At 56.4% G+C, this 22,964-nt stretch carries 15 protein-coding genes and 1 tRNA gene; 7 read left to right on the top strand and 9 right to left on the bottom strand.

Annotated elements, in window-relative coordinates; translation table 11 throughout:
* Positions 1-59: 59 nt before the first annotated feature.
* Positions 60-1,322 carry a glycoside hydrolase family 76 protein gene (locus HMPREF2554_RS08320; RefSeq protein ID WP_070554680.1) on the bottom strand — a complete coding sequence of 421 codons (1,263 nt, stop codon included), beginning with the start codon at positions 1,320-1,322 and terminating at the stop codon, positions 60-62.
* Between the two features lie 76 nt (positions 1,323-1,398).
* Positions 1,399-2,493: a pseudouridine synthase gene (locus HMPREF2554_RS08315; protein ID WP_070554677.1), complete on the bottom strand. Its 1,095-nt coding sequence runs from the start codon at positions 2,491-2,493 to the stop codon at positions 1,399-1,401.
* 368 nt (positions 2,494-2,861) lie between these two features.
* On the opposite strand from HMPREF2554_RS08315, the gene HMPREF2554_RS08310 reads away from it, so the two are divergent.
* Positions 2,862-3,488: a TetR/AcrR family transcriptional regulator gene (locus HMPREF2554_RS08310; RefSeq protein ID WP_070554675.1), complete on the top strand. Its 627-nt coding sequence runs from the start codon at positions 2,862-2,864 to the stop codon at positions 3,486-3,488.
* A gap of 156 nt (positions 3,489-3,644) precedes the next feature.
* Here the strand turns inward: HMPREF2554_RS08310 and HMPREF2554_RS08305 are convergent, their stop codons facing one another.
* Together HMPREF2554_RS08305 and HMPREF2554_RS08300 are read right to left on the bottom strand one after the other, a co-directional pair.
* Positions 3,645-4,583 (bottom strand): Dyp-type peroxidase, encoded by a 939-nt coding sequence (locus HMPREF2554_RS08305; RefSeq protein WP_048779957.1) that lies wholly within the window; start codon positions 4,581-4,583, stop codon positions 3,645-3,647.
* A 180-nt stretch (positions 4,584-4,763) separates the two neighbouring features.
* The gene (locus HMPREF2554_RS08300; protein WP_070554673.1) at positions 4,764-10,355 is read right to left on the bottom strand and encodes an Lhr family helicase; all 5,592 of its coding nucleotides are present in this window, start codon (positions 10,353-10,355) and stop codon (positions 4,764-4,766) included.
* A 190-nt stretch (positions 10,356-10,545) separates the two neighbouring features.
* Between HMPREF2554_RS08300 and HMPREF2554_RS08295 the strand changes: the two genes are divergently transcribed.
* The 3 genes from HMPREF2554_RS08295 to HMPREF2554_RS08285 all read left to right on the top strand — a co-directional run bounded on the left by HMPREF2554_RS08295 (position 10,546) and on the right by HMPREF2554_RS08285 (position 12,874).
* Positions 10,546-11,130, top strand: coding sequence for a malonic semialdehyde reductase (locus HMPREF2554_RS08295; RefSeq protein ID WP_013398459.1), 585 nt, complete (start codon positions 10,546-10,548; stop codon positions 11,128-11,130).
* A 319-nt stretch (positions 11,131-11,449) separates the two neighbouring features.
* A complete protein-coding gene (locus HMPREF2554_RS08290; RefSeq protein ID WP_070554670.1) occupies positions 11,450-12,034 on the top strand; it encodes a malonic semialdehyde reductase in 585 nt (194 codons plus the stop codon).
* 183 nt (positions 12,035-12,217) lie between these two features.
* A complete protein-coding gene (locus tag HMPREF2554_RS08285; RefSeq protein ID WP_239664711.1) occupies positions 12,218-12,874 on the top strand; it encodes a malonic semialdehyde reductase in 657 nt (218 codons plus the stop codon).
* A 291-nt stretch (positions 12,875-13,165) separates the two neighbouring features.
* On the opposite strand, the gene HMPREF2554_RS08280 is transcribed toward HMPREF2554_RS08285, so the two are convergent.
* From HMPREF2554_RS08280 to HMPREF2554_RS08260, 5 genes are all read right to left on the bottom strand, one after another.
* Positions 13,166-14,047 carry a DUF4232 domain-containing protein gene (locus HMPREF2554_RS08280; RefSeq protein WP_013398462.1) on the bottom strand — a complete coding sequence of 294 codons (882 nt, stop codon included), beginning with the start codon at positions 14,045-14,047 and terminating at the stop codon, positions 13,166-13,168.
* A 1-nt stretch (position 14,048) separates the two neighbouring features.
* A complete protein-coding gene (locus HMPREF2554_RS08275) occupies positions 14,049-14,369 on the bottom strand; it encodes a 2Fe-2S iron-sulfur cluster-binding protein (RefSeq protein ID WP_004006570.1) in 321 nt (106 codons plus the stop codon).
* A 217-nt stretch (positions 14,370-14,586) separates the two neighbouring features.
* Positions 14,587-15,771 carry a hypothetical protein gene (locus HMPREF2554_RS08270; protein WP_048754569.1) on the bottom strand — a complete coding sequence of 395 codons (1,185 nt, stop codon included), beginning with the start codon at positions 15,769-15,771 and terminating at the stop codon, positions 14,587-14,589.
* A 21-nt stretch (positions 15,772-15,792) separates the two neighbouring features.
* A complete protein-coding gene (locus HMPREF2554_RS08265; RefSeq protein ID WP_070554667.1) occupies positions 15,793-17,127 on the bottom strand; it encodes a hypothetical protein in 1,335 nt (444 codons plus the stop codon).
* Between the two features lie 506 nt (positions 17,128-17,633).
* A tRNA-Arg gene (locus tag HMPREF2554_RS08260) sits at positions 17,634-17,706 on the bottom strand.
* A gap of 481 nt (positions 17,707-18,187) precedes the next feature.
* Between HMPREF2554_RS08260 and HMPREF2554_RS08255 the strand changes: the two genes are divergently transcribed.
* The 3 genes from HMPREF2554_RS08255 to HMPREF2554_RS08245 all read left to right on the top strand — a co-directional run bounded on the left by HMPREF2554_RS08255 (position 18,188) and on the right by HMPREF2554_RS08245 (position 22,583).
* Positions 18,188-20,038 (top strand): phosphoenolpyruvate carboxykinase (GTP), encoded by a 1,851-nt coding sequence (locus HMPREF2554_RS08255; RefSeq protein WP_070554665.1) that lies wholly within the window; start codon positions 18,188-18,190, stop codon positions 20,036-20,038.
* A gap of 359 nt (positions 20,039-20,397) precedes the next feature.
* Positions 20,398-20,910: an RrF2 family transcriptional regulator gene (locus tag HMPREF2554_RS08250; RefSeq protein ID WP_004006574.1), complete on the top strand. Its 513-nt coding sequence runs from the start codon at positions 20,398-20,400 to the stop codon at positions 20,908-20,910.
* Between the two features lie 503 nt (positions 20,911-21,413).
* The gene (locus tag HMPREF2554_RS08245) at positions 21,414-22,583 is read left to right on the top strand and encodes an FAD-binding oxidoreductase (RefSeq protein WP_013398468.1); all 1,170 of its coding nucleotides are present in this window, start codon (positions 21,414-21,416) and stop codon (positions 22,581-22,583) included.
* Positions 22,584-22,964 lie beyond the last annotated feature (381 nt).

Below are 22,964 nucleotides of genomic sequence, written 5' to 3'. Positions count from 1 at the left end.
GTAGGGGTATGACGGGACGGGCCTGATAAGCGGAGCACCCCACCAATACCGGAAAAGACTTAGTCTTCCGCGCTCAGGCGGGCGGCGGCCTCCAGAGTCATCCACGCCTGAAGCTGACCGGATAGTTCCACGGGCTTACCTGCGGCGAGCGCATCGCGCGCGGATACGGTGAACTTCGGCGAGAAAATGGCGATCGCCCGGTCACGAATTTCGTTCGGGTCAATACCAGGTTCATTCAGCGGCAGGGTGGGGTCGAATTCGCGGCGCCCCTCCCACACCGCGCGGGCGCTGCCGTATACAAGAGCGCTCGCCAGGGATCGTGCCTCCGGGCTGAGCATAGTGGACATTGCCGCTTGTGCCAGGTAGCGCACCAGAATACCGGTGAAGAGCGCACCGTCACCGTCGCTACCGGAGTGAAGTACGAGATGATGTGAACCGTCCGAGAACTCGAAATCTTCGCTGAGGTTTTTGACGATTCCGACGATCAGGCGTTCGGCGCGCAGCAGGTATTCTTCACGGCGGTCGTCTGAAATTTCCGAGGATTCCGCAAGCGTCAGAAGCACCGCTAAGGTTGTGCCCTGATTGTAGGTGTAGATATTGCGTTCTACGTCAAAGGGAACATCGCGGCGGCCGGTAATGTCATCAACCATCACATCCTGCGGGCGCAGGTTAGCACCATCGAAGTAGAGCATACGGTCGCCGTCCCAAAGAACGTCGTTGAGCCAGGACATAAGATTCTGCGCGGTTTTTATCTGCCCGATGCGCGCAAAAGCAAGGGCCGCGGGAGCGGTTGCCGGAGTATTGCAGAAGTCTCGTTTGCCTTTGGACCAGCTCATGCCGCCACAGGAATGAAGGCCGGTGTTAAGCCTTTCAAAGAGTACCGATCCTGCATCCTGCGCCGTAACGTCCGAGGCGCCGGTTATTGTTTTACTAAGCCTATTGAGCCGCCCCACGGCGAGCGCCAACCATGCCATATCGTCATAGAAGTCGTTTGCAAATCCCAGGTTGCGGGTATGGATGCCGCGTACCACGCTCCTGGCGGTGGCGAGCATGTTCTGGGCTTGTTCGGTGTCGCCTTCACGGACGGCACGTTCGCCCGCATCTATAATGCAGTCGAGTAAGTGCGCCTGCCACCAGTAATGCCATTCGGCAAACCGTGCTCCTAGACCACGCGATTCGGGCATCTGCACTGCCCCGAGCAGGGTTCCGGGTACGCCAAAAACGCGGCGGGTGTATCGACTAAGGATAGAGTCGGCGGCACGCGAGGCGCGTTGCGCATGCTCGGTGCTGGGGACTGATTCAGAAGGGTGGTTGGAGGTCACGTTCTTTCTTCCTTGCTTATGAAAGCTACCTACGATACTGCCACGAGAGGCGAGGTGCTACCACATTATCGCATTATTAGTACTGGGGTCGTGCCACATTTCGCGGTGCGAGAGAAAGCGTGCGTGCGCTGTACAGGGTGAGCGGTTTGCCCGTGAAGGGATGTACACAGTCAAGACGATGCGCTAGAAGCTGTAGCGGCACAGATGCATCGTTTGGTGCTGTTGGCAGAACCTGCGGGTAGAGAACGTCGCCGAAGATCGGGGTTCCGAGCAGGTTCAGGTGCGCCCGCAGCTGGTGCATTTTGCCGGTGTGCGGAGTGAGTTCGTAGAGGGCGAGTTCTTCGCCGGGCGCCGGATAGGTCAGATACGGGTTTTGTTCGCCAGATTTGAGAGGAACACTTTGTGGCGCTTGATAGATTTCTCGGATGCGCACCAGAGTTTCCGCGTTCACGCTAAGGCCTGCGCGCTCGCATTCGCGTGCCGAGTACTGCCGCACCTGTAGAATATTGCGATCCTTGTCGATGCGGCTGCGCACCTGCACGCCTTCGCCCAGCATGCTCTCACGCAGGTCTTCACCTGGTGCCGGGGCGATAGCAAGGTAGGTTTTGGTGACCTGCCGGTTCTGAAACATCATCTGGAAGGGGCCGCGTGCGTCTCGAGTTTTGGCGAAGAGTAAAATCCCCGCGGTGGGGCGGTCCAGCCGGTGAACGGGCGTGAGCAGAGGATTATTCTCGCGTACCCGCAGTTTGGTGAGTGCGGTCTGCACGACATAAGCGCCGCGCGGGGTGACGGGCAGATAGTGCGGCTTATCTACGGCGAGCAGGTGCTCGTCTTCATAGAGGATCGGAAGGTCATCCGGTAGCGGCGGTTCTTCGGGAAGTGGGCGGTAGTACCAGATTCTCAGACCGGGCAGATATGGGGTTTGGTAGGTGAGGATCGTGCCGTCATCGGTGCGCACCTCGTGCCGGGCGAAACAGTCGAGGATTGTTGCGGGGTCTTCGGGCGAGAATCGACTGATGAGGTACTGAGCCACCGTGCTGGGGTGTGCATCCGGCCCCTGGGTCGTCTCATGCAGTACTGGATGCGCGGGCAGAGTCAGCGATACGGGGTCTATGCCCGCGCGCTGGGGCAGGGGTGGTGTGAAGAGGTGGCGATTGACTCGTCGCGGCATAGGTTGATTGTAGCGTGCTTTGTGAGTTGGCCTCTTCGGAGGAAACCTCTAGCCTCCTGCGTGAAAGTATAAGGACCGCGCCTTGATGACAGCACATACTTAGGCCATCATGGCACGACCCTCTCATATTTTGGGTGGTATGTGAACAGTGTGAAGTTAATGCGAAATATTCCTCGCAAAAGTGTCTAATAAATAAATAAAATCATAAAATTTATTTCACTACCATGAAGCATGGAACGGCTTAATAGAGCGGCAAAATCAGTGTATAAGCATTAAACTTCATATTAAGTTTTATAGGTAGCGGCTTAGGGTTAGCGCGTTACTATTAAAAAAAGAGGTTCGATGAAATCGAACGATTAGAGGGATATATGGAACACAACGCACGCAACGAAGCTAAGCACACCGAACCCGCACAAAAAGCCTCTGAAAAAGCAGCTAAGAAGACGCGGCAGAGCGGTCAGCGTCTGACTCCGGCGCAACGGGAAGAACAAATCCTGCAGGTCGCGGCGGCTCATTTTGCGCAGCACGGTGTTGTGGCAGCCTGCATGAGCAGCATCGCTCGTGAGGCTGGCATTACTCGGGCACTGCTGTACCATTACTTCCCCGGCAAAGAGTCTTTGGCGGCGGCGGTAACCCGGCGCGAAGCACGGGCTGTTCTTGAAGCGCTCAGCGAGCATCACCCTAACCCGGTGGAGGCTCTTCGTGTTGAGCTGCGCTCCAATTTCGCCCATGTTGCTGAGGGTGGCAGTGAAAGCGATGCTCCCAGTACTCCTGACGAATACTTGGAATGGATGCTCGAACGCACCGAAATGCCCGTTAACGACCGCACCCGCATGATTTTAGGCGGATGGCTGCATCTAGTCGATTACTTCGCCCGGCATGTGGTGCAGGGCAGCCCGCGCGGTAACACTCCGGCGGGTGCACGAGCCATGCGCGTCGATGAAGCTATCGACATATGCGTTGGCGTGGCAGACACCATGACCGGCGGGTACTAAGCTAGAGCTTCTCAACGAGACCCCACATCGGGAGTTGCCGAAAATATTTCGGTTCTCCTTGATGCAGGGGCTTTCTGCACTTAAAGACCTCGGCATTTTAGAGGGAGCGGCGCATCCGCAGACCGCGCGGGGTATCCGCCGTGTTTGAGGCATGTCTTAACCCGAAAAATCCCCCAGCATATCCATGGTCGGTACGAAGAAAAGCGTTCCGGTTGTGGCGGTGCTGAAATCTAAAAGCCTATCGTAGTTGCCTTCTGGAACACCGATAAACATATTTTTGAGCATCTTCTCCACGGTTGAGAATGTGCTGGCATAACAGTTGAAGTAGGTGCCCATTTCGTTGTTACCCACGGTACCGAAGGGCATATTATCGCGAATAACCTTGAAATCATCGCCAACATTAGACAGCGCGGAATGCGAGTTGCTGGGTTTAACGTCGTCGGGCATCTCAATATCGTCCTGTTTGGAGCGCCCGATGACTTTCTCCTGCTCGGATACGGGCAGATTATTCCACGCCGTCATATCGTGAATATACTTCTGCACGAACTGGTAACTGCCGCCTCGATACTCTGGGTCTTCGTCACCGACCACGCCGAAGTATTCACGGGATGCGGGAGTCTGCGGATTTTCCGTACCGTCCACAAAACCGATGATGGCACGCCCATCCCAGTAGCGGAAACCGTGCACTTCTACAATAGTTTCGGCAATATCACGCAGAGCATCGGTGATGATTGCGGCAATATCGTAGGCGACGCTGCGTTGAGTTGCCCGCACATGAAAGTGCAGATCTCCCGGAGTTGAAACTGCGGTATGCTTAGCTCCCTGAATCGACTGAAACTCCACGAGCTCTTTCGGCAGTGGCTTCGGCAGATCTAGCGTCAACCAGGCACTGTGGCTGATACCCATCACCAAGTTCGCCTTTTCGGGAGAATACCGGTTGGCGGCGGTGTGGTTCACGTTAATGACCAGCGCGCAGAGACTCTGAAAACCCTCAAGCAACGCTTGCTGAGAAATATCGTTCTTAAATTTCCACACCATAAAAACGGTGTTGGTATTCGGATCTGCGGTTACCTGTTGTGATTCTGGTGGAAGCATAAAGCCACCCTACAGCTTGCATATATCCGCTGCAATGAACCTGCCCCTAAACGCTGGCTAAGCCCTTCCTCGTTGGAGGTATTATGGGGCGGTACGAATTCAGGGGAATTTTATCCGGCGATGCGCGGCATACCAAAGCGAGAAGACTCCCGGCTGGAGTCGTGTAGTTTGAGGATACATTTAGGGGGAGCGGCGCATCCGCAGACCGCGCGGGGTAGTGTAAAAGCCCTGCGCAAGCAGCGCGCGCCGTAACGCCACCACCGGATGCTCGGGCAGCCGGTTAGAATCGGTCTTCGACGCTCCCCGGTGAGTCGGCGGTTCCGGGGTCGCTAGAATATCACAATCGTTGAGTTTTTCCACCACGATTTTCTCAGCAATACCCGCCTGCACGATGCGCGCCAGCAGCGGGGACGCAGCCTCAAGTTTGAGCGGATCAGCCGTGAAAGACAGCAGGGTTTTGCCGCCGCGTTCCAGATAGAGGACCGCTTCACCATCGAGCAGGATGAGGCAGGCACCCGCCTTACGCCCCGGACGATGCCGCACGGACCGAGCGGTCTCTGCGCCTTCGTGCGCAGCCTCTTCCGTACTGCCGGGTGCAGAAGAGACCGGGAACAAACTGGGGACGGAAGGCCACGTGAGCGCCGCACCATAGGGATTCGCAGGGTCTGTAGCCGCCAACAGAACGCCCTCAAATACACCGAATACTTCCTCGGTTTTTATTCGTTTTGCCCCGGTATTCTGCGGGGTGTCGGTGCCAATGTTCGCGTAGGAACGCACCGCATCCACCGTTGCCGGGGAGGCAAACTGAGCCGCACCCAGCCCCTCAATGAAGTATCCGCGCCGCACCAAGGCACGTTCCTCGGCAGCCGCATAGACGCGGTACAGGGCCGCAAAGCCGCCGGGCACATCCTCAGAGGCGAGCGCGCCGCGCGTGAGCACACCGTACCTGTCTAAGAGAAGTTCCGCACGCGCATAGGCGGTAACGGTAGCATCCGCCTCTTGCGAGGACTCGGTGCCCGTTGGCTGGGGAAGGCTAATATGGCTGAAACGTCCGGAATCCCGGGCCGAAACCTGCGGATCAGAAGAGCCGGCACGAGTGCCGCCCAAGCCGCTATACCTGCGCGGATAAGCACCCGCAGAAGTACGCGCCGCCGACAGTCGTGCGGCACCGCGCCTGCGCACCGGGCGCGCTAGGGGAGCGGCGGGCCGCACCGGATGCGCACTCGATCCGCCCGCCAGCATGGCACGTACCGGGGCGAAAGTATCGTTCGTGACTAGCCCCGCCCACACCAGGCGCCACAGCGCGGCGGATACCTCCGAAGCTTCCGGAAAATGCACAACCTCGCCCGAGGCGGCGCGAGAAGCCAAGATGTCGTTCACACGCTCACGAAGCGGCATAAAGAACAGCCCGCCGCCAGAAAGCGCATCAAAGACGGCGTGTTCCACCGGACCCAGCTCATCCAAGGCCTGCGTACGGGAAGAATCGGGCAGGGTCAGTTCGGCGGATTCGGCAAGATGCAGGCTCACCCAGCCGTCATTGCCGGAGATTTCGCCCTCACCGCGCCAAAGCACCTCTCCGCTGGCTAACAGACTATCTAAGAGCTGCGGCGAATAATCACGCACCCGTGCTGGCAAGACGAGGGTCTCCAAAGCAGATGCGGGCACACGCACCCCGGCCAGCTGATCGATGACCGTCAGTAACCCTTCGCGACCCTCTAATGCCTCGGCGGATGAACCTTTGCTCTCGGTGAGAACCTGAACCGTGCGTTCGGGTTCGTAATAGGCACCGTATTCGGTGGTTTCTGCGAGCCTGCGCGAAACCTTGACCGTCTGCGTGCGCACTCCCTGCCAGGCGGGCAGGAACGCGCCATAGGCACGCTGCGGTACCGGCTCAATCTCGCGGCGCAGCGCCGCCAAAGACCGGGCACGAAGCAGGCGAAGCACCTCGGCATCCACCCATTCCAGGCTTGCCGTGGGTGCGGGGGAGAGCGGTATCGTATCGGCTGCCTCCGCGCGAGATACACGCAGTTCCTCGGGCATGTACTCGCCCGAGAACAGCCGATTCTGCGTCTCTAAAGCGCGTAAAACCGGCAGAATAGCACCCAAACCCGTCGGCGTAATACGACTGAAATGGGCGCTCGCCTCGGCTGCGGTAAAGGGAATGTGCGTGCGCGCATACCGCGAGATTAGGTCTTCGAGCGGCGCGGCGACCGGCGTGAGGTATGCCTGAGCAATTCCGACCGGAAGCGGCAGCCCTAGCCCGTCGCGCAGCCGGGCGGCGTCTTCCACGGCGGCATAGATCGGTTCCGTGCTGCCCGCCATATTTGAGTGCGGATTGATAACGAATGCCCTGCGGGATGCGACCAGCTCTTCGGCAAGCGTGCGCGCCTCTTCGTCGGTGGCGTGCGGGGTAGTTTCAAGGTCTTCTTCCGGTAGACCCTCATCGGTATTTTCGGCTGAATCCCCGGTTTCATGTGAAATATCAGCCTTTTTAGATCGACTTTCGCTGCCTTTTGGAGTGCTCTGAGAGATCTCGGGCGCGGCCTCAACCCCGGACCCCTCATTCCCGCGCAGCCGTAGCGCCAGCTCCCTCGCCGTGAGCGGACCGAGCTGGCGCAGAAGATCCGCCACACCCTCAACCCCGCGTGCCCGATACTTCACCCCGGTGCGTTGAAGACGCTCCTGAACCTCAAGAATCACCTGCGGATCCAGCAGATCGCGCAGCTGAGCGGTACCCAGCAGCTCCGCCAAAAGCGTCGGATCCAGTGCCAAGGCGGCAGCGCGGCGTTCGGCGGCGGGCGCATCCGTATCGTAAATATGCTCCGCCACGTACTCGAAAAGCATGGTGCGGGCAAAAGGTGAAGGCCCCTCGGTCTGCACCTGCGACAGACTGATGCGCCGCGCGGCAATATCCCGATGCAGCTGAAGAAGCGCAGGAACATCGTATACATCCTGCAAGCATTCGCGGGCGGTTTCCAGCAGAATCGGGAACTCGGGGTATTTGCGCGCAACATCCAGCAGCTGCGCCGAACGCTGGCGCTGCTGCCATAGGGGAGTACGCCTGCCCGGATCGCGGCGCGGCAGAAGCAGGGCACGGGCGGCGCTCTCTCGAAAACGAGACGCAAAAAGCGCCGATTCGCCCACACGATCCTTGACGATCTCCTCTAGCTCATCGGGCTCGAAGAGAAAAAGCTCAGCACCCGGCGGGGTATCTTCCACCGCGGGAATACGCAGCACAATACCATCATCTGCCGCAAGCGCGCTGGCATCAATACCGTACCGTTCCTGCACGCGGGCGCCCACCGCCACAGCCCAAGGTGCGTGCACCGGATATCCGTACGGCGAATGCAAAATAACGCGCCAATCTCCCAGTTCATCGCGGCAACGCTCCACCACAAACCGCGTATCGGTGGGGACCACGCCGGTAGCCTCGCGCTGCTCCCGAATATAGGCAAGCAAATTATTGCTCGCCCAAGAATCCAGCCCTAACCGGGTCAGCTCGGCGCGTATCGCAACCGTCGCTGAGGCGTCTTCGCTTCCGGAGTCAGCACCCGCAGACTTCGCTAATTCGCGGGTAAACTGTCCCAGACGACGGCCCAACGCCACAGGGCGGCCCACCCGCTCACCATGCCAAAACGGCAGGCGTGAAGGCTCACCGGGTGCGGGGCTCACGCGCACTGCATCGTGCGAAATGTCCTCGATGCGCCAACTGCTCGCACCCAAGGCGATAACATCGCCCGCCCGCGATTCGTAGACCATCTCCTCGTCCAGTTCGCCCACCCGTTTAGGCGCCTTGGAATCCTCAGAACCGACCAGGTAGACAGGAAAAAGCCCACGATCAGGAATTGTCCCGCCCGAAGTTACTGCAAGCCGCTGCGCACCGGGCCGCCCCTCAATCGTGCCGCTTGGCGCATCGGCGGTGGCGGTGCGATCCCAAATAATGCGCGGGCGAAGTTCCGCAAACTCGTCGGAAGGGTACCTGCCCGCCAGCATTTCTAAAGTACTGTCATAGAGCGCGCGCGAAAGGTTCGCGAAAGGGGCGGTGCGGCGCAGCGCCTCGTACCAGGCATCCACCCCGATAGGTCCCAGAGCGCAGGCGGCGACGGTCTGCTGGGCAAGCACATCCAGCGGGTTTGCGGGAACGGTAAGCGGTTCTAAAGACCCGGCGAGCATACCGGACAGAGCCACGGCAGAGCCCAACAAATCCCCGCGATGCTTCGGATAAAAAAGCCCGCGCGAAACCTCGCCCACGCGGTGCCCGGCACGACCCACCCGCTGCAGACCGGAAGCCACCGACGGCGGAGACGCCACCTGAATAACCGCATCCACATGCCCCATATCGATGCCGAGTTCCAGGGAACTTGTGGCGACCACGCACCGCAGCGAACCATTCTTGAGGGACTCTTCGATAAGCGTGCGCTGATCCTTCGCCACCGAACCGTGATGCGCCCGCGCCAGCGGCGCAATGTCCGGTTCCTCACCAATATCAGGCAGAGGCTCACCCGCAAGCTCGCGCCGTGAGAGTTCACGGCGCACATGAATATCGTTGAGAGCCGCGGTAAGTTTTTCGGCGAGCCCACGCGAGTTCACGAACACGATTGTAGAACGATTATTCTCGATATCGTCCACGACGCGTTCCTGAACATAAGGCCAAATCGAGGCACGATACCCGGATGCGCGCTCGCCCTCACCGCCCGGCTTCCGTGCCCCTGCACTCGCCGTTGCGCTCGCGGCACCATCTTGTTCGGCGGCGTTGTTCGGCAGCTCAAGGGATAATCCTTCTTCGCCGGGAAAGGTGCCGATAGCATCCGCAAGAGTATAGGGTGGCGCATCATCGGCTGCCTGAACCTGCAACTCCGGCGCGTCCGGGGCTGGACTGGGCGAATCCTGTCCGCGCGGTGCCCGCTGCTCCCCGGGGGCATAGCTGCCCTGCCCGTAATCGTTCGCCCCTCCGAGCGCCGCCATATCCGGCACGGGCACCGAGAGCCGCAGATCCCAACGTTTGGGCACCTGCCGCGCCACGATCGTTACCGGGTGCACCCCGCCTAAAAATGTGGCGACGGCTTCGGGTGGGTTAACGGTTGCCGACAGTCCGATGCGCTGCACCGGTCGCTTCACCAGCTGATCGAGCCTCTCCAGGGACACCGCCAGATGCGCCCCGCGCTTGGTTCCCGCCAGGGCGTGCACCTCGTCCACAATCACGGTTGTCACACCGGTGAGTGTCGAACGTGCCGCAGAGGTCAGCATAAGGTAGAGCGATTCGGGGGTGGTTAGCAGAATATCGGGCGGGTTGCTGATCAGCTGCCGCCTCTCACGCGCCGGGGTGTCACCACTCCGAATACCCACGGTAATATCGGGTGGGGTTTGCCCGGATTCCTTCGCTGTATGCGCAATCCCCGCAAGTGGCGCGCGCAGATTGCGCTCCACATCTGCCCCGAGCGCTTTCAGGGGCGAAACATACAGGATGCGCGTACCGCCCGCACGCTGTTTCTTGGTCTTTTGTGTTTCCCGAGCGTCCCCGTTTTTCCGCCCCTGAGCCGATGTCATAAGCTCGTGCTGACCCAGTTCTGTGCTTTTGTCGCGGTAGAGCGCATCGAGTGCCCATAGGAAAGCGGCAAGGGTTTTGCCGGAGCCCGTGGGGGCGATAATAAGCGCGTTTTCGCCCTTGCTGATACTCTCCCAGGCTCCTTCCTGCGCGGCGGTCGGAGTGCCAAAAGCGTTGCGGAACCATTGCTGAGTGGCGGGTGAGAAAGGTTCTAGAGCGTCGGGCATGGTCCCATTATCTCGTATATGCCCCGGATTCTCCTTGAAAGTTTTTTGAGCGTGGCACATATTACAGGGGCAATTGTGCGCGAATACAAGACTTTTCCGTGTGATGGGGCCATAATAATTGAATATGTACATTACGTACATCATAAAATTTTACATGTAAAGTAATTTATTTCACTGAAAGGACACAGGTATGACCCGCTTGACCGAAGACCAGATCACCGCTCTCTTTCGCGAACCTCGCACCGTGAGTGCATTCACCGATCAGCCCGTCACCGATGAACAGCTGCAGAAGATCCATGAGATCGCCTACCTGGGGCCCACGGCCTTCAACAGCCAGCCCCTGCGCATCACCTGGGTAAAGAGCCCCGAAGCTCGCGAGCGCCTGGTCAAGCACATGATGGACGGGAATAAGGAGAAGACCCTCAAGGCTCCTGTAACCGCTGTGCTGGCCTTCGATAAGAACTGGCAGAAACGCTTTGGGGAATTCGCACCCCAGGCCGCTGCCTTCGAATCCTACTACGAGGCTGAAGAGGCACGTATTCCTGCGGGCGCGCTGAGCTCTGCACTTCAGGCCGGCTACTTCTTGACCGCCGTGCGCGCTCTTGGCCTGGATGCGGGCCCCATGACTGGCGCGGATTTCGATGGTATCGCCGCTGAATTCTTTGAAGGTACCGACCAGCAGCCCTTCCTCGTCGTAAACCTGGGCTATGGTGTTGCTCCCGAGTATCCGCGCGGTACTCGTTTTGAGTTTGATGATGTAACCCGCAGCATCTAAAAGCTGTGTTTCGCTCTTGCTGAGGTGCCGAGGTGCGCCTTCGGTCCCCAGCGGGAATAAACCGCAGGAATCCGGCATATATACATGTACTCAGAGACCTGCGAATATGTGATGTACCGGTGGCTGCCGTATCTGATGATGCGGCAGCCACCGGTTTTTGCTGGGCTCTGAGGGAATGGGGAACTGTCGCGGCGTGAATTCTGGGGGTAGCTTTATGGTGCGAACCGGTGCATGATGGAAAGAACGGCGCGGTGGTCTTTCGCAGATTATAGATCCATTGCGCGAAGAGAACTTGATGTCATAGGAAAGGATATGAGAGATGACCCGTTTATCTGAGGACCAAATCACCGCTCTTTTCCGTGAGCCCCGAACTATGCGTAAATTTACCGATCAACCCGTCACTGATGATCAGCTTCGGGAGATTCAGGAGCTCACCTATCTGGGACCCACGGCCTTCAATAGTCAGCCCCTGCGCATCACCTGGATCAAGAGTCCCGAGGCTCGTGAGCGTCTGGTCAAGCATCTGATCGAAGCTAATCAAGAAAAGGCTCGTCAGGCACCTGTCAACGCCATACTCTCATACGATAAGGCGTGGATAGACCGTGCAGATGTGTTTAACCCCCGCGCGGCAGAGACTATCAGGAGCTACTGTACAACCGAGGAAATTGTTACCTTTGCCGCTCAGCAGAGCGCCAACCTGCAGGCCGGTTACTTTATGACCGCTGTGCGCGCCCTTGGTCTAGACGCCGGTCCCTTATGGGCCGATTTTGAGGGGCTGTACGAAGAATTTTTTGCAGGTACCGACGAGCATCCCATTCTTGTGGTGAATTTAGGGTACGGCGTTCCAACCCAGTACCCGCGCGATACCCGGTTCGGATTCGATGATGTAACCCGCAGCCTCTAGCGGCTCGTGCATCTGCACCAGGATGCACCGCCTACCGGTTTTGTGACGAAGTTTGACGGAATCTATCGGGAAAACCCCTGTGGCTATGCGTTGAAGCTGAGGCGGGTGCACTATGGAAAAGGGGAGTGGTGCGTAACGTGCCTCTTGCTCCATATGCCGCATACTTGCCGAAAGGGAAAGAACGTGAGCTCACGCAGTGCTGCCGACCGGGGCATCGAACCGGAGCCCTATCTCGCGAATCCGAGCCGCCAGTCACGCCTGTCCCGTGAACAGCGTGAGGCGCTATATGAACTGCCCCGCACCTCGTATCAGTTCAGCGATGATCCGGTGACTGAAGAGCAGCTTCGTGAGATTTATCGGCTTACCGCGCTCGGGCCTACCGCCTACAACAATCAGCCTTTGCGCATTACGTGGGTGCGCTCGAAGAGTGCGAAAGAACGCCTTTTGGGATATCTTCACGAAAGTAATCGCGATGCTGCCGCCAGCGCGCCCGTGAATGCGGTTCTTGGGTACGACAAGAATTGGCAGAAACGGTTCGCCGAGTTCGCTCCGCACGCCGTGGCAGCGCAGGAGTTCTTCGAGGCTGAAGAAGAGCGCATTCCGCTGGGCAGGCTAAACGCACAGGTACAGGCGGGGTACTTTATTACCGTGGTGCGTGCGCTAGGTTTAGATGCCGGGCCTATCACCGGCGTAGATTTTGAGGCTCTTGCCGCCGACCCCGTTCTGCTCGGCGGTGCAGATCAACAGCCTTTCCTCGTGGTGAATCTCGGCTATGGTTTGGGCCCCTATCGGGCACGCGGGCTGCGCTTTGACTTTGAGGATGTCACGCGCACTGTTTAATTTCCGTGCTTCGCGTCCCGCCACGAGATTTTCCTGCGCTTACGGCAGCCCTGAAACGCGGCGGCGTATACCACGTGCGGGCGAACTCCTAGCGTTTTCCCTTCATCTGGTGTTCTATTTCATAGGTAGGTAAGAAATATTTCCGTATCAGGGTGATGAGGTGGAAAACTTAGGTAAACCTCGTGTATAAATAAAGCATTGTGTAGATGCTGAAGAGGCGGTTCCTGTATGAGGAACCGCCTCTTGCTGTTATCGCTTCTTCTCGAAGCGCATCATTCGTGTGCTGAGTGGTTACGAACCGAACTGTCCCACGGACAGCTGCTGAACCTTGCCGGTGCACGCCTCAGAAGAAGCAGAGACCGTCGTCCAGTTGCCGTCACCGGGAACCTGAACTAAGAATCCGTGCGCCATCGTCGGTGAACAGTTCTTACCCAGCGGACCAGCGTTGACCGAGGTCACTGGGGCGTTTGTAGATTCACCTGTGTGCAGAAGCGTGCCGGTGGGGTTCGTCGAACCTGCCGCCGGGCGTGCCGGTGAGCCAATCTGACTGAAATTAGAATCTGCGTAGACAACCGTCGGGTTACCCTTGAGCACACAGGGCTCCTCAGAAACGTTCGTGAACGTCAGAATGAATTTCCGGGCTCCGGGTGTGCCCTTATCTTCGGAAACAGAAACCGAGAGATCGGTGATCTGGCAGGCTGACGCTAGGAGTGAACCTGAAGAACCGGTTGCTGAACGCCCTGGCTGTTTAGCTTCTGGGCTGGACGATTCTTCAGTGCCGTTATCTCCATCGTTATTCGATGAAGAGCCATCCGCATCTTTGCTTTCCTCGCCGGATGAACTCTTTTTATCGTGAGAATCCTTAGAATTGGAGTCTTTTTTCTTAGCCCCATCCTCGGAATGTTCATCGTTTGAGTGAGAGTCGTTATTATCTGTGGGGTTATCCTCAGGGCTTTGAGAACTATCCCCGCCCGCAGTACTGATAGAACCGGGGGACACAGAATGCGCCGGGTCGGAAGCACGGGTAATTTTACCCTGAGCAACGCTGGCGGATGCGCTCGGTGAAGCGTCAGTCTGCGCAGAATGATCGGCATCGGAAACGCCGCAACCTGCCAGCGTAAGGGCGCAAAGAAGTGCGGTTGCGGAGTAGAGTATCTTAGCCGAACTCGTCATATTACATCGCCGCCTGCAATTGTATAGAGGCGCCATCCATACCGGGTGCGTATTCCACCTGGCAGCAGAGGCGCGAGTATTCGTTAGCTACGTCGTCTACCATGTCGAGGAGATCCTCCTCAGCGTCGGTACGATCGCCTGAAGCCGCGTAGTGTTCTGGATCAATAAAGGTATGGCACGTGGCACAAGATGCGTTGCCACCGCATGTTGCGAGCACGGGGAACCCGTTCGCTTGTACAGCTTCTAATAGAGTCTGGTGATCCTCCCATTCGATCTCTCGGCTGTCACCGTCTTCTCCGGTTACATTGATCTTCACGCTCACGCGCGTGTCCTCCTCACATTGTGTAGATGCACCTCTATTGTAAACTCAGAGCTTACCCCGTAAAACTTTGCGACGGGGGTATGACAGAGGTGTACCCGCGAGAAGAGTACCAAGGTTAACCCTATGATGCAGTGGTGCCGTGCACAGCATATCCGTGACCCATGCACCCTAGTGAACGAGTCGAAAATGGTGAATGAGAATGCCTTTGTTCTGGAGGTTATTCCTCGAAATCTTCCTCTGTTTCCAGGGCATGCACGATACCGCGACAGGTATCTTTGGGATTGGCGTATCGCAGGTCCACACCAAAAATCTCACGGATCTGACGAGCCGAATTTAGATGCCAACGTTGGCTGTCGGAGGGGGTAACAGATGTGGTAGCTTTCATACCCGGCGCCAATTTTTCGTGACGAATATCGTAGTGCTTGCCACCCATCGTAATCGTAAAACCGTGACTTTCCAGAAGATTCTTAAAAGCGTGAATATCGTGCGGAATCTTAACGCCACGCTGCGACTTGGTGCCGCGCATCCTAGGCTGCGACTCGAAGGGGTTGCGTGTTTTCACCACACCCTTGCGCACACTGACAATCTTATGGTTGGTGTTTGAGAACTCTACCGAATAGCCGTGCAGGGAGTACACGGTACGGTTTGTACCCGGAATTGGGCGGCGATCATTCGCCTCTTCGAGGATGCGCTCCACAAGTTCTGCTGTGAGTCCCAGGGCGCTCAGCTGTTTTTCGGCATCGGGGGTGAGCTCGTAGTGTCCGCTGGGGGCGCTGAGCGTAGAGCCATCGAAAGGATGTACCGAGATAACCTCTGAGGTATTCGCGTTCAGAACGGCGGTGTACCCGAGGCGCCGGTTTGAATAATGCTGAACCTCACGTCCGAAACGGTTTTCCTGGGCGGATTCGTCGCGGCGTTCGCTGTCTGGGGCCGTAATGAGCTCAAGGACGAGCGCGTACCCCAGGTTGTTGCGCATCATATGATCGATGACACCTGGCAGTACCGGGTAGATGCGGTCGCCCGGCGGAACATCGCCATAGAAATCATTCTCAATCTGTTCGGCAATGCGTTGGTTCTCGTGCGGAACCTCAAGCAGGGGAATAAGCTGCTGACCTGAGGGTTTAATCGTGGGCTTGACCGCCGCAGGCTTGGGGGCGTTGCGATAGGCGGTCACCAGCGCCTCGTTTTGGGCAATAAATTCTGAGGCAAGAAGCGGCATGATGGTGAAGTAAAGCTCCGCAGCCTCCGGGGAGATTTTGCGCCGTGCATCCAGCAGGCTTTCACCCTTGGGGTTCTGTATAGTCCAGGTGCCCTCCTGCTCGGTGTATTCGTATCGCGCTAGGTGGGAGAGCTCCTGCAGACGGGCATAAAGCTCGACGGGAATGTCTATTTTCTTGTTCATAAGGTGCTTTCCTCCTAACCCCTATGAGACGGTGGCGTTTGATTCTAGAGAATTTTCCGGGGTATCTTCAGCACCGTTGGCGTCGGTATCTGTGACGGATTGTCGAATACTCATGACGATGCGGTTATCGGGCGATATCGTAACCTGTATACCGCTTCCGTGATATTCGCGCGTCCAATCAAGGTTTACCCTTACCTTTTCGGGGGAGCTGATGGCGGAGACCATCGCATCGAAGGCTTCGCCGCCGTGGGTTTTAAGATAATTCTGCGCGCCGGAGGTGAAATCGCAGGCGGTAATATCGGGGACGCCAAGAAGCTCGCGAGCGGCTTCGGGGCTGTATTCTGTGCCGCTTCGTCCATCAAAATCATCAAACTCGTCAAGAGCGGTGATAACGGTCATAGACGCTGTATTGACATCGACTCGGTAATCGTTGTGGCGGAACCGAATAATCCAACCGTTAATGCGTTCGGCGCGACCCAGTGTGATAACTTCGCGGATAGTCACCAGATCGATATTGTCTTTTTTGAAGGTGTCCAACCGCCCCGGATCTACACGATAGTTGGCGGTGCGTTCGGCCTTGGTGATGGGATCATTCAAAGAAGGCAGCGCGGTCTTCTGCGTGTGTCCGTATACCTGTGCGGGATGCTGCGCACCGGATGCCGAAGTCTGTGAACCCGCTGGCTTTGGCGTTTGTGAAGAAGCCGTCTCGGGCTGCGGGGTTGTATTTTCCGCTGAGGACTGCGCTGCTTGGTTCGTGCGCAGCTGCTGCAGATATTCTTCAATGCGCGGAGGAGTATAGGTGAGTGTACTCTTCTTCTTGAACATCGCGGGAGAAGGCATACGGGCGATGCCGGGCGTGGGAACTTGCGGCTGTTCATGAGAAGGTACCGGCTGGGCCTGCTCTAGGGGAGTGGGCACCGTAGGAACGGGTATGGGGCCAGTCTGGGTCGTATCTGCGTTATCATCACTCGCAGGTGCCTCCATCATGTCGGCGGGAGTATCCACCGCGGCGCTAATCGTGGTTTCGGGAACTAGCGGCAGAGAACCGGTGACAACCTCGTCGGCCTGAGCTGCACTAACATCTTCGTGCTCTTGAGTTGAGAAAGAAACAATATCGTCGGCGTTTTCAATACGGTGTCGAAAATTCTTATACAGTATCTCGGATGCGGCGCTGAACAGCTTCTCGACGGATGCAGATTCGGCGGGTGCACAAGGACACAGAAGCTCGGTCTGATCTTCGCTATAGACTGCCCAGTGGGCGCATCGGTGATTTGCCGGATAGTATGTAATATCTTTTAGCTGAGCAATATCTATGAGGGAACCCACTAGGGATTGCGGTATCGTGAGCTGAACCATGATGTTGACGCTCCTTCGCTGTTGAAATACTTTCCCTGGAAAATTGGGGTGTATCCAGATTACCGGTATTTTTGAAGCCTGTCTTGGGACAACGGTGTTTTTAATCCCCTAGCAGATAAAAGCGGTGCTAGAGCTTGTGGCACACCGGAAACTGAGGGGCAGACCAAGTATTTACGCGATGCGTCTGGTTGCACTGATCGTATGGATAGCCGAAATTTCATAGGCTGGTTTTGCGTTGAGACCCCCGATAGTCACCGCTTCTGAAGGCATGGGTATAGTGCCTGAGGTGAAGCTGCTTGTGGATGTGAATGCCTGCATGTTATGACTCAGAAGGATCGGATCGTGGTTCTCTATACTCGTCAATTATACGCTATTCAATAGTTGTTTTAGGGTATAGAAACGGCGAAATCCCCGGCGATTACTCGCCGAGGACTTTCAAACTGCCACGTCTGCAGGCTTTGATAGACAGCAAAAAAGCCCTTCCTTGACAGGAAAGGCTTCGTTCGTACGCCTGAAGGGATTCGAACCCCCAACCTTCTGATCCGTAGTCAGACGCTCTATCCGTTGAGCTACAGGCGCATGCTCCTCGCGACCGGGCTTATAACCACCCGTCGCAGCAACAAACAATACTATACGGGCACCCTTGATAGCGCGCAAGTCGAAAAAGAGTGTTAGTTCTAACAAAAACCCTCAACTATTACTCACAAAGTTCCTAAAAACGGCATAAAAACCGCGTAATTTCAATGTTTTTGCGGGGTGGGAAAATTTTTCAAAAAATTTTGGAATTCGTGGGAACGCTCGGGATTATTCGGTGAAGCTATGCCGCATCCACAGGTAAACCAACTTAAGAACAAGAGTGCTGTAGGGGGTCGAATATAAAATACTCGACTCATCAGCTAAATGCGCTATTCTAGATGAACACGAGGATGTGGAAAATTCCACGGGCGTGTATTTAAGGAAGCTACACGCCCTCGTTAGTTTAAAACATCCTCACAACACACTGCCTGCCGTGCCAGTGAGGTGCCCGGCAATTCTCAAGACTCAAAGGGGAAATAGGTCAATGACTGACATCTCAACCGGTACTCTTTCTGCAGAACTTGAAAAGAGCCTGCAGAACGCTCCCACAACCCACCCCGAGCTCTTAGCCTGGGTGCGCGATGTTGCAGCACTCACCGAGCCCGACCGTATCTACTGGGTTGATGGTTCCGAAGAGGAATACAACCGGCTAGCCCAAGAGCTGGTCGATGCAGGTACCTTTGTACGCCTAAGCGACCATGAGTTCCCCAACTCGTATGCAGCGTTCTCTGACCCCGACGACGTGGCACGTGTGGAAGAGCGCACCTTTATCTGCTCACAGACCGAAGAAGGAGCGGGCCCCACTAACAACTGGCGTGACCCCGTGGAGATGAAGCAGACTCTCACCGGCCTTTTCAAAGGTTCGATGCGCGGGCGCACCATGTACATCATTCCCTTCGTCATGGGCTCTTTGAAAGCAAAGAACCCCAAGATGGCGGTCGAAATTACCGACTCCGCCTATGTGGTGTGCTCAATGCGCATTATGGCAACTATCGGCAAGGATGTGCTCGCGAAACTGGACGAAACTCAGGGCTTCTTCGTGAAGGCGCTTCACTCCGTAGGCGCTCCGCTTGAGCCCGGGCAGGCAGACGTGCCCTGGCCCTGCAACCCCGAGAAGTACATTGTGCAGTTCCCCGAGACCCGTGAAATCTGGTCCTTCGGGTCGGGTTATGGCGGCAATGCACTGCTGGGCAAGAAATGTTATGCACTGCGTATCGCCTCGGTTATCGGTCATGATGAGGGCTGGATGGCTGAGCACATGCTTATCCTCAAGGTCACCAACCCTGAGGGCGTTACCCGCTACATCTCCGCCGCATTCCCCTCTGCCTGCGGTAAAACCAACTTTGCGATGATGGATCCCACCATCGACGGGTGGAAGGCCGAAATGGTCGGCGACGATATCGCGTGGATCGAATTTGACGAGAACCACCAGGCTCGCGTCGTTAACCCCGAGGCGGGTCTTTTCGGCGTGGCGCCCGGCACCGGTTACTCCACTAACCCCAACGCCATGAAGGCAATCTCTAAGGGCAATACTATCTTCACCAACGTGGCACTCACCGATGACGGCTCCGTATGGTGGGAAGGTAAGACTGACGAGGCGCCCGCGCACCTGACCGACTGGACCGGCAAGGACTGGACTCCTGAATCGGGGCGTCCCGCAGCGCACCCCAACTCGCGTTTCTGCACCCCCGCATCCCAGGTGGATATGCTCGCCCCCGAGTACTACGACCCCGAGGGCGTGCCGCTGAGCGCCATCGTGCTGGGTGGTCGCCGCAAGACTACCGTGCCGTTGGTCTCCGAGTCCGACAGCTGGGAGCAGGGCGTCTTCCGTGCGGTCACCCTCTCCTCTGAGACCACAGCAGCCGCAAAGGGCGCCGTTGGTGTGGTTCGCCGCGACCCCATGGCAATGCTTCCCTTCATCGGGTACAACGCGGGCGACTACTTCCAGCACTGGATTGACCTGGGTAAGAAGCATGGCGCCGAGAACATGCCGAAGGTCTATTACGTGAACTGGTTCCGCCGCACCCCCGACGGCGGCTTCGCATGGCCCGGCTTTGGTGAGAACTCCCGCGTGGTCAAGTGGATCTTCGACCGCCTCGACGGCAAGGGCGGCGGCACGCAGACCTTCCTGGGTACCGTACCTACGAAGGAAGATCTCGACCTGACCGGTCTGAGCGTCAGCGATGAAGAACTTAACGCGGCACTCGCCGTTTCAAAGGACGAATGGGCGGCCGAGCTGCCCGGCATTGACGAATGGCTGGCAAAGTTCGGCGACAAGCTCCCCGCAGAGGTCAAGGCTGAGCGTGACGCCTTGGCAAAGTCTCTTGAAGACTAAGGAACATTCGGCAATATGACATCACGGTGGGGTGGGATGCGCTGACAATGCGTATCCCACCCCACCGTTTGTGAAAGCCCGCTCTTACATTGTTGCAAAGCACATCCCACCGATCGGGTGTGTAGCGCGTATAGCATGATATGGCATACTCAGGTGTGTGGGATGATGCACACTTTATGCAGAAAAGGTGTAAATATCCACCAATGCCTTAAAATATTGCTATACAGACTCCGCATTTTGTGTGCAGTAAAGCCATACCTAATTTTCGTGCGGGTGGTACGAAGACTAGAATTTTCCGGTAGAACGGACAAACCCTATATTATTAGCCCTCAATAAACTGTTGAAAGGAGATACGAAGCATGCGCCTGACGGCTTTTTCAGACGTATCACTACGTATTATGATGCTTCTTTCTTCCTTGCAGGAAGGGGAAAAACTCTCGACTCAGAGGATCTCGGAGGGAGTCGGAACCCCTTATAATCACGTCGCAAAATCTGTGGCGTTTCTCGTCAATCAAGGGTTGCTTGAATCTACCCGTGGGCGATCCGGTGGCGTCCTGCTGTCGGAGACGGGGCGCAAAGCGACCGTGGGGCAGGTACTTCGTAGTACCGAGGGTGATATTCCTATGATTGAATGCGAAGATGAAAATGGCAACTGTCCCCTAGATAGTTTTTGTCGTCTGCGAACGGTTTTAGCCCGCGCTCGTGAAGCTTTCTATGCTTCTGTTGATGATGTTGTTATCTCTGAACTTCCCGCCGGAGCGCGGCCTGCTGGGCCCGTTTTTGTGGAGCTGGGGTTGGGGCCGCTCGTGCACGAGCCTACGGAGCGAGAGCTGCCGCCCGTACCTCCCCGGCCTGCAGTAGCATCGCATTAAAGATTAAAGTCTCAGGGTGACAAATGTTTGTTGCTCAGAGAGTAGATGCACTATGCGAGAGAAAGTAGCGGATAAACCGTGAAAGCGTGGAGTTTTCTCTTTTGATAGCTTGCCTCTGTCAAGGGTTGGCACCGTAAGAATATACATTGACCGTATGTGCCCGGTGTCCGTTTAAGAAGGCAGGTATGTGACCTGAGTCTGCCTCCGTAAGAGGGGCAGGTGACTGGTGTGCCAGTTTATACGTTGTAGAACAACACTGCTGTTCACCCTGCGTGAAACCTAGCGTCAGAGTACAAAATTATTTTTATTCACATCACGGTATATCGCGGTGAAAATAATCACATAAACACTACTGTACAAAACACACTATCTGATACAAAGGCATTTTAAATATTTCACGCCGCAAGAAAACACCATCTTAGCGAACAATAAAAGGTGATAACCTAAAAAGGTTTACAAACAAAATATCACTAAAATCTAAGAAAGAAAGGCGCACATCCCTCATGCTTTCCGAAAAATCACGCCCGGTTATCGAGGCAACCCTGCCGATTATTGCAGAGCGTATTGGGCACATTACACCAGACTTCTACGAGCGTATGTTCGCCGCCCGGCCCGACCTGATGGATGGGCTCTTCTCCCGGTCGTCTCAGCTTGAAGGCACCCAGCCGAAAGCGCTTGCTGGGTCCATCGCGGTCTTCGCCTCCTACATTATGGAGCATCCCGATTCCTACCCTGACGAGGTGCTTTCCCGTGTGGCGCATAAGCACGCGTCCTTAGGGCTTCAAGAGAATGAATACCCGACCGTCTACAAGTATCTTTTTGAGGCGATTGCCGCAGACCTGGGCGAAGCAGCAACTGAAGAGGTCGTGGATGCCTGGAGTGAAGTGTACTGGCTCATGGCGAACGCCCTGATCAAGATCGAAAAGGGACTCTATGCATCCCAGGCAAATAATGTTACCCACGCGCCCTTCAAAGTTGTTGATCGTCAAGAAACCGGCGATAACGTGGTCGTGCTGACCTTTGAACCTGCCGATGACACCCCCATGACTGAGGCGAAAGCAGGCCAGTACATTTCCATTATTACGAAGGCACGTGATGGTCTGCGCCAGCCCCGCCAATACACCCTGCTTCCGTCCGATAAAAACCAGCGCCGTATCGGCGTGAAGCTCGATCCGAACGGCGAAATGACTTCGATCATTCACGGGCTCAAGATTGGCGATGTCGTCGAGATTTCCAACCCTTATGGTGACCTCACCTTGGAGGGCTTCGGCTCTGCGGATGCACCCCTCTACCTTTTCTCAGCGGGTATCGGCGTAACCCCTATGATTAGCTTCCTCAATGAGCTGATTGAGTCCGGTTCTCAACGTCAGGTAACCGTGGTTCACGCTGACCGTCGCCTTGATACATGGCCGCTGCGTGAGGAAATGACCGAGCTGATCGAAAAACTTCCTCACGGCAAGCTCATCTCGTTCATAGAAGACGAAGAAACTGGCGATTACCGTGGCCGTGTGGACATCGCAAAGCTGGGCGTACCTGCAGAGGCGAACGTATACCTGTGCGGTCCGCTGCCGTTCATGAAGGGCATGCGGTCCGCTCTCGTAGATGCAGGTGTACCGGCGCAGAATATCAATTATGAGATCTTTGGACCGGACCAGTGGATGCTGCGCTCGTAAAGGCTACTTTGGAGAACATACTGAAGCCGCTTGGGAGACCCGTCTGACGCTGCACCGAATATCCCATATTCAGGAGGAGAGATAAATAATATTGGGGGCGTTGAGCCCCCAATATTTTTATTTAAGTATTTCTAAATGTCCAAAGGTAAACTAAAGAAGCCCCCGTCGCGGCTACACCCCACGGAACACTTCTGACCTAATCAGCCGTGGAGGGTCGTAGTTCCGAAAGGGGGTGAGACGGAATGCCGAAAAAAGGTAAAAGCAAAATCGCTTTGGCGGCTGCGCGAATTATCAAAGCCCTCGCGCAACTCGTCAAAGCGATTGCTGACCTAATCGACGTCATCGGCTAAGCCGGTGTGACGTTTCAGCGGGTTCCCCTAG

This window comes from Rothia sp. HMSC071F11 (assembly GCF_001809115.1).
Classification (GTDB): domain Bacteria; phylum Actinomycetota; class Actinomycetes; order Actinomycetales; family Micrococcaceae; genus Rothia; species Rothia dentocariosa.
The sequence above is the reverse complement of the archived record's forward strand: the minus strand, read 5'-3'. Positions and strand labels throughout refer to the sequence as shown.

Coding starts and splice junctions, on each gene's coding strand:
- HMPREF2554_RS08315 (WP_070554677.1), bottom strand. CDS start 2,493: ATGCCGCGACGAGTCAATCGCCACCTCTTCACACCACCCCTGCCCCAG.
- HMPREF2554_RS08310 (WP_070554675.1), top strand. CDS start 2,862: ATGGAACACAACGCACGCAACGAAGCTAAGCACACCGAACCCGCACAA.
- HMPREF2554_RS08305 (WP_048779957.1), bottom strand. CDS start 4,583: ATGCTTCCACCAGAATCACAACAGGTAACCGCAGATCCGAATACCAAC.
- HMPREF2554_RS08300 (WP_070554673.1), bottom strand. CDS start 10,355: ATGCCCGACGCTCTAGAACCTTTCTCACCCGCCACTCAGCAATGGTTC.
- HMPREF2554_RS08295 (WP_013398459.1), top strand. CDS start 10,546: ATGACCCGCTTGACCGAAGACCAGATCACCGCTCTCTTTCGCGAACCT.
- HMPREF2554_RS08290 (WP_070554670.1), top strand. CDS start 11,450: ATGACCCGTTTATCTGAGGACCAAATCACCGCTCTTTTCCGTGAGCCC.
- HMPREF2554_RS08280 (WP_013398462.1), bottom strand. CDS start 14,047: ATGACGAGTTCGGCTAAGATACTCTACTCCGCAACCGCACTTCTTTGC.
- HMPREF2554_RS08270 (WP_048754569.1), bottom strand. CDS start 15,771: ATGAACAAGAAAATAGACATTCCCGTCGAGCTTTATGCCCGTCTGCAG.
- HMPREF2554_RS08265 (WP_070554667.1), bottom strand. CDS start 17,127: ATGGTTCAGCTCACGATACCGCAATCCCTAGTGGGTTCCCTCATAGAT.
- HMPREF2554_RS08255 (WP_070554665.1), top strand. CDS start 18,188: ATGACTGACATCTCAACCGGTACTCTTTCTGCAGAACTTGAAAAGAGC.
- HMPREF2554_RS08250 (WP_004006574.1), top strand. CDS start 20,398: ATGCGCCTGACGGCTTTTTCAGACGTATCACTACGTATTATGATGCTT.
- HMPREF2554_RS08245 (WP_013398468.1), top strand. CDS start 21,414: ATGCTTTCCGAAAAATCACGCCCGGTTATCGAGGCAACCCTGCCGATT.